Source organism: Desulfovibrio sp. 7SRBS1 (assembly GCF_049723905.1).
Lineage (GTDB): Bacteria > Desulfobacterota > Desulfovibrionia > Desulfovibrionales > Desulfovibrionaceae.
In genome coordinates this window covers 306,866-321,836 of the sequence record NZ_JBJKFD010000001.1, presented here as the reverse complement: position 1 = coordinate 321,836, position 14,971 = coordinate 306,866, and the positions used below count along the sequence as shown (strand labels likewise).

At 47.8% G+C, this 14,971-nt stretch carries 14 protein-coding genes, 1 tRNA gene and 1 pseudogene; 7 read left to right on the top strand and 9 right to left on the bottom strand.

All coding sequences use genetic code 11. The features are described from left to right. Positions 1–950 precede the first annotated feature (950 nt). Positions 951–2,132 carry an iron-containing alcohol dehydrogenase gene (locus ACI0FJ_RS01550; RefSeq protein WP_424298112.1) on the top strand — a complete coding sequence of 394 codons (1,182 nt, stop codon included), beginning with the start codon at positions 951–953 and terminating at the stop codon, positions 2,130–2,132. Between the two features lie 197 nt (positions 2,133–2,329). Here ACI0FJ_RS01550 and ACI0FJ_RS01545 read toward each other — a convergent pair whose 3' ends face one another. Continuing rightward, positions 2,330–2,524: a hypothetical protein gene (locus tag ACI0FJ_RS01545; protein ID WP_424298110.1), complete on the bottom strand. Its 195-nt coding sequence runs from the start codon at positions 2,522–2,524 to the stop codon at positions 2,330–2,332. Positions 2,525–2,966: 442 nt separating this feature from the next. On the opposite strand from ACI0FJ_RS01545, the gene ACI0FJ_RS01540 reads away from it, so the two are divergent. The 4 genes from ACI0FJ_RS01540 (at position 2,967) to ACI0FJ_RS01525 (ending at position 6,863) form a co-directional block, all read left to right on the top strand. Then, the gene (locus tag ACI0FJ_RS01540) at positions 2,967–4,529 is read left to right on the top strand and encodes a DEAD/DEAH box helicase (RefSeq protein ID WP_424298108.1); all 1,563 of its coding nucleotides are present in this window, start codon (positions 2,967–2,969) and stop codon (positions 4,527–4,529) included. 181 nt (positions 4,530–4,710) lie between these two features. Then, positions 4,711–5,277, top strand: a complete 567-nt coding sequence (locus ACI0FJ_RS01535) for a cytochrome c3 family protein (protein WP_424298106.1) — start codon at positions 4,711–4,713, stop codon at positions 5,275–5,277. Between the two features lie 25 nt (positions 5,278–5,302). Then, positions 5,303–6,691 carry a multiheme c-type cytochrome gene (locus ACI0FJ_RS01530; RefSeq protein ID WP_424298104.1) on the top strand — a complete coding sequence of 463 codons (1,389 nt, stop codon included), beginning with the start codon at positions 5,303–5,305 and terminating at the stop codon, positions 6,689–6,691. A 95-nt stretch (positions 6,692–6,786) separates the two neighbouring features. Next, positions 6,787–6,863: transfer RNA gene (locus tag ACI0FJ_RS01525), tRNA-Arg, on the top strand. 500 nt (positions 6,864–7,363) lie between these two features. Here the strand turns inward: ACI0FJ_RS01525 and ACI0FJ_RS01520 are convergent. The 6 genes from ACI0FJ_RS01520 to ACI0FJ_RS01495 form a co-directional block, all read right to left on the bottom strand. Further along, the gene (locus ACI0FJ_RS01520; RefSeq protein WP_424298102.1) at positions 7,364–8,188 is read right to left on the bottom strand and encodes a hypothetical protein; all 825 of its coding nucleotides are present in this window, start codon (positions 8,186–8,188) and stop codon (positions 7,364–7,366) included. After that, positions 8,188–8,646 carry a helix-turn-helix domain-containing protein gene (locus ACI0FJ_RS01515; RefSeq protein WP_424298100.1) on the bottom strand — a complete coding sequence of 153 codons (459 nt, stop codon included), beginning with the start codon at positions 8,644–8,646 and terminating at the stop codon, positions 8,188–8,190. Before ACI0FJ_RS01515 ends, ACI0FJ_RS01520 begins: the two co-directional genes overlap by 1 nt. 4 nt (positions 8,647–8,650) lie before the next feature. Beyond that, positions 8,651–9,001 carry a hypothetical protein gene (locus ACI0FJ_RS01510; RefSeq protein WP_424298098.1) on the bottom strand — a complete coding sequence of 117 codons (351 nt, stop codon included), beginning with the start codon at positions 8,999–9,001 and terminating at the stop codon, positions 8,651–8,653. Between the two features lie 11 nt (positions 9,002–9,012). Next, positions 9,013–9,225, bottom strand: coding sequence for a hypothetical protein (locus tag ACI0FJ_RS01505; RefSeq protein ID WP_424298096.1), 213 nt, complete (start codon positions 9,223–9,225; stop codon positions 9,013–9,015). Between the two features lie 29 nt (positions 9,226–9,254). Further along, positions 9,255–10,247: a major capsid protein gene (locus ACI0FJ_RS01500; RefSeq protein WP_424298094.1), complete on the bottom strand. Its 993-nt coding sequence runs from the start codon at positions 10,245–10,247 to the stop codon at positions 9,255–9,257. 240 nt (positions 10,248–10,487) lie between these two features. Then, on the bottom strand, positions 10,488–10,754 hold the full coding sequence (locus ACI0FJ_RS01495) for a hypothetical protein (protein WP_424298092.1): 267 nt from the start codon (positions 10,752–10,754) through the stop codon (positions 10,488–10,490). A 361-nt stretch (positions 10,755–11,115) separates the two neighbouring features. Here ACI0FJ_RS01495 and ACI0FJ_RS01490 point away from each other — a divergent pair, with 361 nt between their 5' ends. Both ACI0FJ_RS01490 and ACI0FJ_RS01485 read left to right on the top strand, forming a co-directional pair. Beyond that, the gene (locus ACI0FJ_RS01490; RefSeq protein ID WP_424298090.1) at positions 11,116–11,505 is read left to right on the top strand and encodes a helix-turn-helix domain-containing protein; all 390 of its coding nucleotides are present in this window, start codon (positions 11,116–11,118) and stop codon (positions 11,503–11,505) included. A 1,027-nt stretch (positions 11,506–12,532) separates the two neighbouring features. Continuing rightward, a pseudogene (locus tag ACI0FJ_RS01485) lies at positions 12,533–13,747 on the top strand (IS5 family transposase); the annotation flags it as partial. A 207-nt stretch (positions 13,748–13,954) separates the two neighbouring features. Here ACI0FJ_RS01485 and ACI0FJ_RS01480 read toward each other — a convergent pair. Further along, entirely contained in the window at positions 13,955–14,167 is a 213-nt protein-coding gene (locus ACI0FJ_RS01480) for a hypothetical protein (protein ID WP_424298088.1), read from the bottom strand. 113 nt (positions 14,168–14,280) lie between these two features. Beyond that, positions 14,281–14,775, bottom strand: a complete 495-nt coding sequence (locus ACI0FJ_RS01475; RefSeq protein WP_424298086.1) for a DUF523 domain-containing protein — start codon at positions 14,773–14,775, stop codon at positions 14,281–14,283. Positions 14,776–14,971 lie beyond the last annotated feature (196 nt).

Genomic DNA, 14,971 nt, shown 5'->3' with positions numbered 1-14,971 from the left:
CAAATTTATGGCTTTTTTTGATATTAAACAACTACAAGACTTGATGATAAAGACGCAATAATGAAAGTGGTGACAGTGATTTTTCAAGAAAGACAGAAGAAAATCACAGCATAAAAAAAGAACTACGGACAAACAATGAGGTGATTTTTTTTTACAATGAATGATAACTGCTCATATGTTATTTTGTGCATAACACTGTGCCTGTATCAATTTGATACAACACTAAAATATTAATGGGACAATATGACACATACCGTAACAAACTAATTTTTATATATAAAACCTTTAAATAAAACTTTCCTGGGTCACCCATCCTTAAAAACTGTCCCAAAACGACACACAAGCTTTACTTCTATAGCCTCATTTTTCCCGTTCAGAATACCGTCAAATTTGCTTTTTTTCATTTTACGCAATTTATGGCCCGCCATTTGCCTATGAACTCGTTGTGAAGCGTATTCATCCAATGTGCGCGCATCAGGTGCGCACACACCTTGCTCGGGCTTTTGGGCTGCACGCCTAAACCAAAGCCTGAACATGAGGGTTCATGCCCGGAGGTATGGACCTGTATCCCTTGGCTGGAGCGGAAGTCCCCCCGCTCCAGCTTTTTTTTATCCGTTCTCAAACACTACTTTTTTTCTAAATGGAAAAAATGACCCACTTTCGTCTCGATCTGTTTCAAAATGACCCAGGCATTATAACTATTTATAATATAACAAATTATTAACAGAACAATCTGACACAAATGACATTTTTTCCCCGGAAAGGTCTGGAATGAACCCCCAACTGTCTCACCCCGCGTAAGCACAAAAAGAATAACATACTGTTTTTATTTATTTTTCACGGATGGCCCGAACTTTGCCTAAGGAACCAGCAAGTAGATTCAGTCGCTACTAAAACGGCAGAGAGTCTTTTTTCCTTACAACGCTTTCAGCTAAAAGGATGGTAACAGTATGGCAGTTCGTGAAGAAGTTTATGGTTTCTTTATTCCGAGCGTAACTCTGATCGGTATTGGTGCCCACAAACAAATTCCGGAAAAAATCAAAGCGTTGGGGGGTAAAAAGCCTCTGCTCGTAACCGACAAAGGCATAACCGCCGTCGGCCTTACAGAAAAAATCGTCACCCTTCTCAAAGAAAACGATATGAACTGCGTGGTTTACGACGAAACGATTCCAAACCCCACAGACAAAAACGTCCATGACGGCGTGGACATTTACAAAAAGAACAAGTGCGACTCACTCATCACCCTGGGTGGAGGAAGTTCGCACGACTGCGGAAAAGGTATCGGCCTTGTTGTTGCCAACGGCGGCAAAATCCATGACTTCGAAGGAGTGGACAAATCCACCAACCCCATGCCCCCGTATGTTGCAGTCAACACGACGGCAGGCACTGCATCGGAAATGACCCGCTTCTGCATCATCACTGATACGTCTCGCAAAGTAAAAATGGCTATTGTTGACTGGCGCGTCACTCCGGGCATTGCACTCGATGATCCGCTTCTTATGCTGGGCATGCCCCCCGCCCTCACCGCCGCCACGGGTATGGACGCCTTGACGCATGCGGTTGAAGCATACGTCTCGACTATCGCCACCCCCATGACCGACGCCTGCGCAGAAAAGGCCATCAAACTGATTGCTAAATTCCTGCGCCGCGCCGTTGCCAACGGACAAGATATTGAAGCGCGTGATGCCATGTGCCATGCACAATATCTTGCAGGAATGGCATTCAACAATGCAAGTCTGGGCCACGTACACGCCATGGCACACCAGCTGGGCGGCTTCTACGATCTGCCGCACGGTGAATGCAATGCCATCCTGCTGCCGCATGTCCAGCGCTTCAATATGATAGCCAGAATAGACCGTTTTGCGGATATGGCCCGCTGGCTGGGAGAAGACCTTACCGGTTTGAGCGATCGTGCCGCAGCAGAAAAATGCCTGGATGCCATCAGCCAGCTTTCTGCCGATGTTGGCATCCCCACCGGCCTCATTGAGTTGGGCAAGCGCTACGGCAAGAAGGTCAGCAAGAACGACATTCCAATTATGACTGCCAACGCCCAGAAAGATGCTTGCGGATTGACCAACCCCCGTTGTCCCAGGGACGAAGACGTCAGCCGCATTTACGAAGAAGCTCTTTAGCAGGAAAGAAAAATGGAGTCCCTGATCCCTAACTCTTCCGGGGACTCCATATACTTGGGTGGTCGGAAAGTATTCCCACCAGCCTGTCAATCCGGCCACCCTCCTTCAACGCTTGGAGACAAGCAAGAGCTATAAATAAAAAGGCCCAAGTTGCCATGGCAACCCGGGCCTGAAAATCCGTCCAAGTGGACGGTTCGTCAGGGGCGCATCCCCTGGTTCAATTTATAAATCAATTTCTGTTCCGCAGGAGCATTTTCATAATCAGCCCATTTGAAATCCGTCTGATACATCAACCACTGGATAACTTCGGCCTGGCTCTGCGGAACGCCAGGATATTCGACGACGTCTGAAAAGACATGCCCGAACAAACTTACTTCCACAGCAATTTTCATTTTTTCCTCCTCGTGCATTCGCACGTGATGGAACAATCCAAGCAGCCCTTTTCCTGTTTGTCCAGCACGAATTTTGCCCCCGTAAAACAAGGGCTAAAACGGGAGCAACAGCCCTTAAAGAACCAGCTTGTGAACTTATTCACTTTAAAACAGGATAATTTTCTTCCATTTCACCGCGCTTGAAATTTTGCATTAAACAAGAGATATTGACTCCGGGTCACAGGTCAAAAGACTCTTGCAAGCAGACGCAATACACATGATAAAGAGATACCCGTAATCGAAACTTCGATTGTCCTCACTCAATTTTGAGCTTGACAAGAAGAAAAATAGTGAATAGCGGGAGACAGCGCTTACCAGCGTATAATTTTGTACTATCATCCCGCCCACCGGCAGTTTTGCCGGTGTTTTTTTCTTCATACCGCCCACCAAGGGCAAGGATCCCATGAACGATTTTCAATCACTCGGCCTTTCGCCAAACGTACTTGAAGCACTTGAAAACAAAGGATTTACTGCACCCACGCCGATACAACAGCGGACCATCCCCCTTCTGCTTGAGGGAGGCACCAGCATCATCGGCCAAGCCTCTACAGGCACGGGAAAAACCGCGGCTTTCGGCCTGCCCATCATTGAAAAGGTAGACGAGGAAGCAGGTTCCGTGCAGGCCCTTATTCTTACCCCCACACGAGAATTGGCACTCCAGGTATCCGATGAAATCCAGTCCCTTAAAGGACGGAAGCGGATTCGCGTTCTTCCCGTATACGGCGGACAGTCCATCCACCTTCAGCTCAAGAGCCTCCGGCGCGGCGTCGATGTCGTAGTCGGCACTCCTGGCCGTATTTTGGACCACCTGGACCGTGGAAGCCTGAGTCTGGACCATCTTAAATATTTTATCCTCGATGAAGCCGATGAAATGTGCAACATGGGCTTTATTGACGATGTTCGCGCCATTCTTTCCCAGGCTGGTCCAGACCGTAACACCTTGTTCTTCTCTGCAACCATGCCTCGCGAGGTCATGCGCATTGCCGAAGAATTCATGGAAGAATACAAGCTGGTTTCGGTCAAACCCCAAACTGACAGCGCGCCCCTGACCAAACAGGTCTTCCACGAGATGTACGATGCGGACAGGTTCGAAGCGCTTTCCCGCGTTATCGATGCTGACCCGGACTTTTACGGGCTGGTGTTTTGCCGTACCAAGGCCGACACCGACCTGGTGGCGCAGCGTTTGAACGAACGCGGCTACCCTGCGGCCCCCATCCACGGCGACCTTGCTCAGAACCGTCGCGAAGAAATCCTTAATCGTTTTCGTAAACGCCGGATTTCCATCCTCGTGGCCACCGACGTGGCAGCACGGGGCATCGACGTTCCCGACCTGACCCACGTGGTCAACTTTGCCCTTCCCCAGGATAGCGAAACCTACACTCACCGTGTGGGACGCACTGGCCGAGCAGGCAAGCAAGGTGCGGCAGTCACACTTATTGCCCCCAACGAATTCAGACGCCTGATGTACATTGTACGGGCAGCCGGATTCAAAATTGAAAAAAAGCCTTTGCCATGCATTGAGGACGTCATCTACAGCAAAAAGTCCCGTATCTGTGCGGAACTGGATGCCATCCTGGCCGAAGAAAACCACGCCAGCCACACAGCTATGGCACGGGAGCTGTTGGAAGACCGTGATGCGGAAGATCTTGTGGCCGCCCTGCTCAAGCACGCCTTCGGCAATGAACTGGACAAGAGCAGCTACAAAGAAATTAGCGAAGCCCACAAAACTCCTGCCTATGGCAGCAAAAAGCTCAACATCGCCATGGGGCGCACGCACGGAATGACTCCTCGCAAGCTGGTGGACTTCATTTCCCACAAGGCGCAGCTTCCCCAATTCAAAATTCAGAATGTGCGCCTGTACGACAAATTCGCCACATTCACCGTTCCGCCGCGTGATGTGGACAGAGTTATGCAAGCGCTCAACCGCAACAGTGAAAACCGCCGCCCTCTGGTCTACTTCAAGTAAAACTTAAAGTACGCGGGACATCCTCGCGTTCTCTCTTCTCCATACGCAAGAAAGCCCCGGATATCTCCGGGGCTTTCTGTTTTCCCTATTTTCTACCAAATGACCATTGACTATTCGAACAAAATACGTTCTAAAATTTGGTAACTTATAATTTTGGACGTTTTTCCTCAGGAGGAGGCACATGCGTGGCAACTGCCTCAAACGCTTGTTCTACATTGGAATAGGTCTTTTGTTGTCTTTTCCACTTTTCAGCATGACCTATTACACCATGGTCAGGACTTCCACGCCAGAATTCTGTTCATCCTGCCATGAAATCGAACCAGCCTACTTTGCCTGGAAGACCTCAACCCATGTCAACAATGCGCGGGGAGTGGTTGCAGACTGTATGGACTGCCACCTTCCGGCACCACACGACACCTACAACTTTTTCTTCGACAAAACCATGCACGGGATCAAAGACGTCGTCTCCCACTTCACTGGTGGAGCGGAAACATACGACCGTACCGTACAGAAAAAACACGCCTACGCTTCCATCAAAAATGACCAATGCCTAAAATGCCACCGCAACCTGGAATACATTCCCAACAAACGTGGAGCCATGCTCGCCCATAGGGCTGTGCTCTACCCACGGCCCGGATATGTGTACAAATGCACAGACTGCCACCGCAATTTGGTGCATTTGAATGTAGGTTACTACAGATACCTGGAGCTTCAACCGCCGTACCGCAGTACGGGGCTGCCGCTGTAAGTCCGTAAAACCAAAGGAGGACAGAATGTACCGCAAACTATGGGCGATCGGACTTTCAGTCATCGCGTTGCTCATGGCGACAAGTCAACCGGCCAGGACACAAAATCTGCCCAAGGTGAAAGAATTTCGAATAGAGCGCGCCATGCCGAAACAGGCTGTGGCTTGTCTGGAATGCCATAAGGTGGAAACTCCGGGGCTGTTTGCGGATTGGGCAGCCAGCCGCCATGCAGCAGCAAACATTACTTGTCTGGACTGTCATCAGGCCGATCCCAAGGATAAGGATGTCAGCCAAGTACACTACAAACAATACGAACGATCGGATACCAAGTGGGGCATTCCTGAATACAAAATTCCGGTTGCCGCCGCTGCAACCCCCAAAGACTGTTCCCGCTGCCATCCAGACGAAGTCACCCAATATTCACGTAGTAAGCACGCCAATACCATTGAAATCATATGGGAAATTGATCCTTGGCTGAACAAGGGGATGAATTCCGACATAGAACGCCAGGCAGGCTGCTATGTTTGTCATGGCACAGTGCTTAAAATGGACGCCGACGGCAGACTAGACAAATCGACTTGGCCCAACACCGGTGTAGGGAGGCTGAACCTTGACGGCAGCTTGGGATCCTGCACCAGCTGCCACACCCGCCACCGTTTTTCCGTAATGGAAGCTCGCAAACCCGGGGCATGCGGACAATGCCACCTGGGACCGGACCATCCGCAAATTGAAATCTACACCGAGTCAAAACACGGTGACATCACTAAGGCATTCGGATCAACCTACAACTGGACCGCGGCCCCAGGGACATGGACTCCCGGAGTGGATTACCGGGCACCAACTTGCGCATCATGCCACATGTCCGGTTCTGGTCCGGTAATGACTTCCCACGACGTGACCGAACGTCTGGCCTGGGAGGCTCAGGCCCCACTCACGGTACGCCCTTCGGAATTTGCTGCATTTCCAGCCAAAACCGACTGGAAGGTTGAGCGGGAAAAGATGAAGTCCGTGTGTAATCAATGCCACGGCAATGTCTGGACGAATGACCATTTCGACAAATACGATAAAGTCATCCTGGCATATAACGACGTCTACTTTAAACCAGCCAAAAAGCTGCTCGATGACCTCTATGCCAAGGGACTGCTGAGCAAGGAAAAGTTCTTTGATGAACACCTGGAATTGCAGTTTTATGAATTGTGGCACCACGAAGGCCGCCGAGCACGCATGGGCACTGCGATGATGGCACCAGACTACGCGTGGTGGCATGGCTTCTATGAATGCAAGGCACGATTCAATGCTTTTTTTGAAGAAGGCGACCACCTGATCAAGACTGGACAGAAGGCGTACAGATATCCGAACTATCCAGGAGCGACAGGCAATACGACCCGACCTCCCGAGCTTTTCGGGCCTAAATAGCAACGCGCAAGGGCCGCACGATGTGCGGCCCTTCGATGAATTGTTCAGGATATGCTTGACAATCGTGAGCCAAGCCCATAGGTAGTTCTTCCTTCGGGCAATTAGCTCAGATGGATAGAGCGTTGGCCTCCGGAGCCAAAGGCCGCAGGTTCGACTCCTGCATTGCCCACCAAAGAATACAAGGACTTACGACATTTTTTGCCGTGAGTCCTTTTTCTTTTGCTACCCCTCGTGTCGGCGTAAAACTGTACCAGCCCTTCCAGGCTCAGCAAGTGTAAGGTGACACTCAACTTGAGAATTTCGGTCACTCAACTTGAGAATTTTTTCGTGCACAATTTTATGATTGGCACGTTATGTGCAATATTTGTTTTTTTACCTTCCCAAATTGCCCCAATCTTCCGGTGAAAAGGGCCATCTTGATGCTCATGGCATTCTGTGGCTCAGAATTTCACCGGAAAAACCGGGGAGGCACTTATAAATTACGGACAGATTCCAGAAAAGAGGTGGGCGGCTCCGCCACCATTTACACCACTCTTATACCCACTTTGTCTGTCCTTATCGTGCCAAATTTGATTTACCCTTCTTTTGGCCCCTAACGGGCTTTTTGTCCCTTTTTGAAGGGTACATACACTGTAGCCCTAAAAAAAATATTTTGAACTAGTTTTGAACGTGTTAAATTATGTCTGAAAGGTCGTCTTCAAATTCTTCTGACTTTTGGGAATCTGCATATTTTTCAGGAGTGGCAAATTCAGTCAAAAGACCGTTTCTAGGCAGGTTAGCCATGTAGTGCCAGAAAGCGTCTTCGACACTTTCTTCACGGCCTGATGCTGAAAAATCTATTGTAGCCCCGCTTGCCCCCAAGTTTTCAGCAAATGATATGATAAGTTTCTTGTCACCTGGCATGATTCTATCATCATCCATAAGTTTTGAAAATTTGGCTTCGCGACCCTCGATTTTTCGGCGATCTGTTTCTGCGTTAAAAGCGTCTTTTTGTTTCCGCAGTGCGGCCTTTTCAACTTCAATTTTCTGCCGCTCTTTTTCAAGTTCGGCCCTGACCCGCTCCACAGAGCTTCTTGGACCAGTTGCCTCGAACTCAATATAGACAAGCCCATCTTCGTTTGAAAATGAAACTTCTTTGAGACCGCTCATAGCTGGCTGAACGGCCCCCAGCAACCCGATGTGGCGCAAGCTCATATCTGGGAACAACGAGATGGATACATTCTTGAAATTGCCTTCTTCAACAAGACGGACAACGTCTTCGTGAACTTGTTTTAGCTTGGCCTGAAGGATGTCACCGGAAACTTGTAGTTTTGAAAGCCAGCCGTATGCAGGATGGTTGTTTTGGGGATGTCCGAAAACCAGCGGAACGCGCCTTTCAGATTCATCAAAGGAATTGATAATCCTATCGAACACAGGTTTATCGATTGCTACGGTCTTGCCAGAACTGTCTTTCCAAGTACCGATCTTGGCTATATCAACCCACTTGGTTTCCTGCATTACCAATCCTCTTCTCTGTTATATTGAGCCTCTAAGCTCTTGGCTGTTATTCTAAACGGCTTATCTTTATGCCGAACCAGTGCGCCTTCTTCAACGAGATAACGAATTTTCCTTGTTGATACAGCAAGCAATTTAGCAGCTTCTTCAGCACGAAACCATTTTTTATGCCGGAACAATTCTTCGGGAGAAACTGCACGGGCTTCCATAAAAGATATTTTAGTAGAGTTGACAGGCACCTGCATTGTCAGTTCAAAACCTTCTGGATTTGCTAGTACACAAGGGCGAGACTCGCACCCAAGGCACATAAAAACACGTCTTCGGTCAGTCTCTTTTACAAACCAGAATGTACTATCCCAGTTCTCGCATTTAACCTGCTTTTTACCCTGTTCACTCACCTTGCCGTAGTAGGGTCGATACCCTTCTCCAATAACGGCTAAGACATCATCAATTATAGACATGATGTCACTCTGCAAAGATGCCGATTTTGTACAGGGCGAAGATATCTTCAGTAGTCAGTTCCGAGCCATTGTCCTTGCTCAGCAGTCGGGCTTTTACGGTTCCATGTATCACGTACTCGCCGATCTCATGGACAGCAGTATCAATTCCGATATCAAGCACACCGACCATGACTTCATTCTCAGCCCCGGTATAAGGGACAAGGAGGTTGTTTGCGTCACGCACCAGAAGCTGACCTGTGGGCAGAACTCCATTACCAGTCTTTAATTTACCGATTCTGATTACCGGAGGATGGGATTCGGTGTGCGCTCTGTCGGCTCCAGCGGTAAAGCTATTTACAACTCCATCAATGCCCATGCGATAACTCCTTATACTTTTTCGAGAAGGTCATTGGTATAGGACGAAAACTCATTGCCACTTACCCCGCTCATGGAGTTCTGTTTTTGGGGCCTCTCGGCTTCGTTATCGCCATGCTCAGATTCAGAGTTTTTGAGTTCTTCATTTTCTGCCCGAAGTTGTTCATTCTCTGTTTCAAGCCGTTCAATTTCGGCCATTGCCTCTTCAAGCGTTTTAATAGTCATTATCGTTTCTCCTCTAAATCTCGACTTACCTAAACGACAGCAACTACCTTGCCTTTACAAATGCCCTTTACATTCACAACAGGGAGGGGTTTGCCCTCGCCGATCAGAGAGATAGCACTAGGATCGTCCTTCTTGACGGGCTTAATAAAGAAAGGGATGGCCCTGAAATTTGCGTCAAGATCATCAACTGCGCAGTATACGAGCTTGTGGCCTGCGTCCTTGGAGATCATGACAATTTCATCTTCAGCTACTACCGGATGCAGAGTACCGGTTTCGGGATTGCGGTAGGTTTCGGAGCGGTCTTTAACTTTAAACCCTGCAATATCAATGTAATCTTCATTGATTGCTACCGGGATGCTGGATTTTTCGGGGTGGGAGTCCGTCAGGCCGAAAAGAGTTTCATACGCCTTGTCACCTGCCCACACCTCAAGGTTGGTGGCATAACCGTTGGCTTTGAGAACTTTTTTCATCTGCTTCAAGGAGGTGAATACATGCTTGATTGTTGCGCCGGTCGCATTCCATTTGTTTTCGATAGTAACGACTTTGGGCGTACCGTAGTCAATGGTGTAGGTTGTGAACTGTCCGCCCTCGGTCCGCACGGGCCAGACGATCTTCCCGGAAATGGAGATGGCGCAAAGGGCTTCAAGTGTTTTTCTGTAGATGCGGCGCATCTTATCTATCTTGTTTTTTGTCCAGACTTCTCGTGATGTACCGTCCAGAGCGTAGAGATTGATAAGATCACTTGCCTTGATGCCTTCGTTCATTCTGATAGGCAGCGGCTCAATGGTTTTCCCTTCAAGGGAGTCGCCGCCCAGCGAAATGGATTGACCGCCGCGGGTGATGAACGGCAATTCGTCCAGGCACATTTCAATGTCTTCCAATGCAACAACAGGAAAAGGAAGCTGAGATTTGTCCACAAAAATACTATCAATAACAGGCGTTTCAAGTGGCGGGAGCTGACGCAATTGCAACACAATGAACTTAGGACTGAAAAGACATTTTATATCATGAAATTTTAACATGGTTTATCCTCCTAAATGCTTTGATGTACATAGATACTGCTTATATTGTTCATATCGAAATGCATAGTAATGCTAACGTACGTGTAAATGATGCCATCTATGCAAACTATGCAAAGTTTATATGTTTTCTTTGAATTTAATTGCCACGTTACGAGCAATGGACTTGACGCATAAGAAAGGCCGTGAGTTTTCCAAAACTCACGGCCTAAAATTGATGGGCTGTGTGAGGCGGGGTGATAGCTACTGCGTGGCTTGACTGGCTGTTGCTACATCATCAAAAGTGGTTTCGTGCGTAGTACCGTGGGACTCTTTGGAATATTGATTGTGCAATTTTTTAACGTCACGGCTGAACTCCCCCACAATAAGAGCAAGTCCGCACAGCGCATCGTCGGAATAAGGCAACATCTCATTTGCATTCCGGTGGATCAGTGATTCTTCGATAAAATCCAGTACGTTGCTTTTGTTGTTAATGGCTTCAAGGCTGTCCTGAAAGCGTCTATTACTCATGACTCCCTCCCTGCCTACTATTTGGTTTTTTTGGGGGTATAAAATGTCGCGTGCTGCTTATTTATCGTCCCAAAAACTGCCGTTTACCGTCCAAACTGGTTCGTTGACCTATGACACAGGCGAATGCTAATTAGGAATTTTATTCAGTGATTTAGTTAGCACCCGTGAAACACACGTAAACACGATTGGGACCGTAAGTCAACTCATTCGTGTAAAATAGCCCAAAAAATATTTCATTTGTGTATTCAGAAGATTCAAGTGGAATGCGTCAGTTTCTGGGCGTTAAAGTTTGTGGGAATGATAGAAGAGGGACTTTAAAATAATGACATTTGGCTACAGACTTAAAGTATTGCGAGGAAAAATGAGTCGAAAAGACTTCGCTAACCTCGTAGGATCTCATGAAAACACTATCGGGAATTACGAAAGAGACGATAGAACTCCTGACATAGTTTTTGTTTCAAACGTGTGTAAAAAGACAGGCGCTTCACTTGACTGGCTTATTTTGGGCAAGGAACCCGTCCTCGAGTCGGATAAAAACCCCCAGCATGCAGGTATTATTAGCAAAAATGTCGACGAAGCAGAGAGCCGTTTGCAACAGGCACTTTGCCGCTGCTCCAGACTAGAAGACGAACTACACAATGAGCGACAACTGAGCCGCGACATTGTTGCTGAAAATAGACAATTATGGAAAGAAAATAGCATGTTACGCGAAAAATATGCTCGACTTGAGGCTGTAAAAAAGCAAGCGTAAATAGTTTCAAGTTTACGAGTTTTAACACATAGCTGTATCCCCTTGAATTAACGAAAATATTTCCTGATTTTGGTGTTTCATGTTCCGTTTCAACTTACGCCAATGAAGTTGAAACACTGTGAGTCAAACTGGGTTGCAACTTTATTTTTTGATTTTTCTTCTTAACATATTGGTATAAAATAATTTTTTGTTTTTTTGTGTGATTGCAGGTTTGGTTGCAGGATTGACCTGAGAACTGGCATCCCGAAGCTGTGATACAGCGTCCAAGTTTATTTTTTTCTTGCTAGAAAAAATGTCCTTATATTGAGGCTTATTACTACATATTTGCAATGTCCAACTTGTTGTCCAACTTTCTTATAAAAACATAGGCGCGAAGGACAAAAAAGGAATCGCACTATGTATCTTGTTAAATCCTGTTATTTTAGTCTGTTACACAAAGAAGCTAACGCATAGGTTTGTGCAATGGTTTCACCGTGGAAGTAGTGTATTCAGGTTTGCAAAAGGTAAAAGTTGTCCCGTGTGTATTTCTTTATTTTTTCTTTAATATCATACGGTTAATCGCAAGTACAAAGGTAAAAGTTTGGGTAAAACTTTTCGTTAATGTTAGCCCCATAATAATTAATAGGAAACGGGGATAACAACAGGTTATCCCCGTGAAATTGATGGGATTAAGACACAAAAAATGCCGCTCAACATTTCTCATTTTGAGCGTCCAAAATCGACGATTTTGGGCTATTTTCTCATTTTGAAATTTCGCTCAATTTTTGTTTGTGCCCTATTAGAAAACCCGCATTCTACCTACATTTATCCGGCATTTGTCCTATACGCCCCCCGGATTTCCTAATTCTCATTTAGAGTGTCCCCCTATAGCAAGTAAATAAAAAATGTAATTAGTCGGGCCTGAAATATCTCTAGTGGATTGATTTTTATTAACAATTCTCCTTGTACAATGTAGTATTTTCGACCAGAGAACGTTGTGAATTAGTATAAAACCGGTCGAAATGATGCAGCGAATGGCGGGAGAATCATGAGGGCAAAATCCAAAAAACAGCCGCAGGGTACGTTCCTTTACCCAGACCTTCTGGACCAGCTCAATCCGAAGGCTCCGCTCCTTCAATTGGCGAGGAGAATTCCCTGGGGGCGATTCGAGGAGGAGTTCGCCGGACTCTACAGCGACCAAGGTCGGCCAGCCAAGCCGCCCCGGCTAATGGTCGGGCTGATGCTGCTCAAGCAGTTGGAGAATCTGAGCGACGAACGGGTCGTGGAGGCATGGACGCAAAATCCCTACTACCAGGCGTTTTGCGGTATGACCGAGTTCCAGTGGAAGCTGCCTTGCGATCCCACGGATTTGATCTATTTCCGCAAGCGCATTGGCGAGGACGGGGCACGACTGATTTTCGAGGTCTCCGTGGAACTGCACGGTGATGACGCCAAAAAACGAGAGATCACGGTGGATACCACGGTCCAGGAAAAGAACGTAACCTTTCCTACCGACCTGAAGCTTTTGACCAAAGTCATCGAGGGCTGCCGTAAGATCGCGGACAGCGAAGGCGTCGGTCTACGCCGCAGCTTCAAGCGCACGCTCCCCAAGCTTCGGCTGAAACGGATGAAGATGGCCAAAAAGGCGAGGAAGATGCGGACAATGGCTGGTGCCTTGATCCGTGAACTCCGGCGCAAATTGCCGGGCGAAGCCCTGGGCCGCCACCAGGAGCGACTTGACCTGTACGAGCGGGTCAAGGACCAGAAACGAAGCGACAAGAATAAGGTCTACAGCCTACACGAACCCGATATTCTCTGCATCTCCAAGGGTAAAGCGCACAAGCAGTACGAGTTCGGGCGCAAGGCGTCCATCGCGGTCACAAAAACTACGTGTATCATCGTCGGCGCGATGTCGTTCAACGAGAACGTCTACGACGGCCATACGTTGCCGGATGTCCTCGAACAGTGTTGGGAGGTCACCGGGGTCTGTCCGTCCATGGCGATCTGCGACCGAGGCTACAGGGGCCTGAATCAGGTCGGTGACACGCAAATCCTCATCCCAAAGCCTCCGAAGAAGAAGGACACACCGTACCAGCGCCTTATGGCGCGGCTCCGCTTCCGCCGTCGGGCGGCTATCGAGCCGGTGATCGGCCATCTCAAACACGATCACCGCATGGCCCGGAGCTATCTCAAGGGCGCGGTCGGCGACGCCATTAACTTGTTTATGGCCGCAGCGGCGTTCAACTTCAGGAAGTGGATGCGGAAAATCGGAGAGTTTTTTGCGCTCTTGGCGTTTCTGCTCCTCGGCAAAGACTCAAGCCGACGGCTGGCGGAAAATGTGGCGTAGAAGCTGAAACGGGTTTTTCAGGCCTGACTAATTACGTGTACTGTGGACTTTTCAATAAAACACCCAAAAACGCCGCAACACCTTTTTCCAGGTGCTACGGCGCTCAAAAAATTCTGTAAAAGCTCAACTTATTTTGGAAACAATACGTCCGGTGTCAGACTCGACAATTGGTTTCACATCGACGGTACGAGGAATTATGTCCGGGGCATAGGTCATAAGCTTTTCCTGATAACTTACATAATCCCGGAGCCCCTGTGATGCCATGCTATGACTGGCAGTGGAAAGCTCGCTGGCGAGTCTCCAGACCTCTAACTGCCCTTCCACGAGTTTTGCCATATCCCCCTCCTGATATTTCAGTACAGGGTTAGCCTACTATAAATAGGCAAATCATGTCTACACAAGCCCTTGATTCGAGCACGCCATCCAGCTCTTGATTTGCTCGAAAAGCTTCAGCTTTCCTCTTCGACAAGATCTACAAATTCTTCATCAGATAACACCACAATATCATTTGCTTTAAGGAGTGCCGCAAAAACTCCATCTCCGCTAATACGAGCACCGCTAAAGGTCCCATCGTAGACGCAACCGCTACCACACGAGGGGGATCTCGATTTGAGGATTGCCTTTGAACATGCAGCCATCCGGCAAACTTTCAATGCCTCCTGCGCCCCACGCTCAAAATTATCACTCAGATCATTGCCATGCTGGTCAACAACCCTTCCCGAAGAAATTTCTACAGGGGGGCGAGGCGTGGGAAGCCCGCCAAGTTGCTCAGGACAAACCGGCAGAGCAATCCCCTCGCGGACCATTTCTACAATTCTTTCCACTCTACGATGTTCGCCGTCATAGGCACACCGCACACCGGTTAAACAAGCGCTCACAATATATTTGATGGGCTTTGCACTTTCGGGAGTACAGCTTTCATCTGATGTTTTTAAGTCTTTCATAATAAAGGGAGAAATAATTGGTTAAGAAATACTCAAAGCGTAAATGAGACCTCTACATCAACTTCTTGACCTAATTTAGGAGAAGCCGATGGTCAAGAAAAGTATCGGCTCCCTCCTCATTCTTTCGATGAGTTGGCCATTGTCGTCAACGTGACGGCTATGATTACATTCAGTTAGGTTGTCTCGTGAAATGGGT

Bases quoted from the DNA above. Each gene is read 5' to 3' on its own strand.
- ACI0FJ_RS01500 (WP_424298094.1), bottom strand. From the start codon at position 10,247: ATGTTAAAATTTCATGATATAAAATGTCTTTTCAGTCCTAAGTTCATT.
- ACI0FJ_RS01480 (WP_424298088.1), bottom strand. From the start codon at position 14,167: ATGGCAAAACTCGTGGAAGGGCAGTTAGAGGTCTGGAGACTCGCCAGC.
- ACI0FJ_RS01530 (WP_424298104.1), top strand. From the start codon at position 5,303: ATGTACCGCAAACTATGGGCGATCGGACTTTCAGTCATCGCGTTGCTC.
- ACI0FJ_RS01515 (WP_424298100.1), bottom strand. From the start codon at position 8,646: ATGTCTATAATTGATGATGTCTTAGCCGTTATTGGAGAAGGGTATCGA.
- ACI0FJ_RS01520 (WP_424298102.1), bottom strand. From the start codon at position 8,188: ATGCAGGAAACCAAGTGGGTTGATATAGCCAAGATCGGTACTTGGAAA.
- ACI0FJ_RS01495 (WP_424298092.1), bottom strand. From the start codon at position 10,754: ATGAGTAATAGACGCTTTCAGGACAGCCTTGAAGCCATTAACAACAAA.
- ACI0FJ_RS01505 (WP_424298096.1), bottom strand. From the start codon at position 9,225: ATGACTATTAAAACGCTTGAAGAGGCAATGGCCGAAATTGAACGGCTT.
- ACI0FJ_RS01540 (WP_424298108.1), top strand. From the start codon at position 2,967: ATGAACGATTTTCAATCACTCGGCCTTTCGCCAAACGTACTTGAAGCA.
- ACI0FJ_RS01550 (WP_424298112.1), top strand. From the start codon at position 951: ATGGCAGTTCGTGAAGAAGTTTATGGTTTCTTTATTCCGAGCGTAACT.
- ACI0FJ_RS01535 (WP_424298106.1), top strand. From the start codon at position 4,711: ATGCGTGGCAACTGCCTCAAACGCTTGTTCTACATTGGAATAGGTCTT.
- ACI0FJ_RS01545 (WP_424298110.1), bottom strand. From the start codon at position 2,524: ATGAAAATTGCTGTGGAAGTAAGTTTGTTCGGGCATGTCTTTTCAGAC.
- ACI0FJ_RS01510 (WP_424298098.1), bottom strand. From the start codon at position 9,001: ATGGGCATTGATGGAGTTGTAAATAGCTTTACCGCTGGAGCCGACAGA.
- ACI0FJ_RS01490 (WP_424298090.1), top strand. From the start codon at position 11,116: ATGAGTCGAAAAGACTTCGCTAACCTCGTAGGATCTCATGAAAACACT.
- ACI0FJ_RS01475 (WP_424298086.1), bottom strand. From the start codon at position 14,775: ATGAAAGACTTAAAAACATCAGATGAAAGCTGTACTCCCGAAAGTGCA.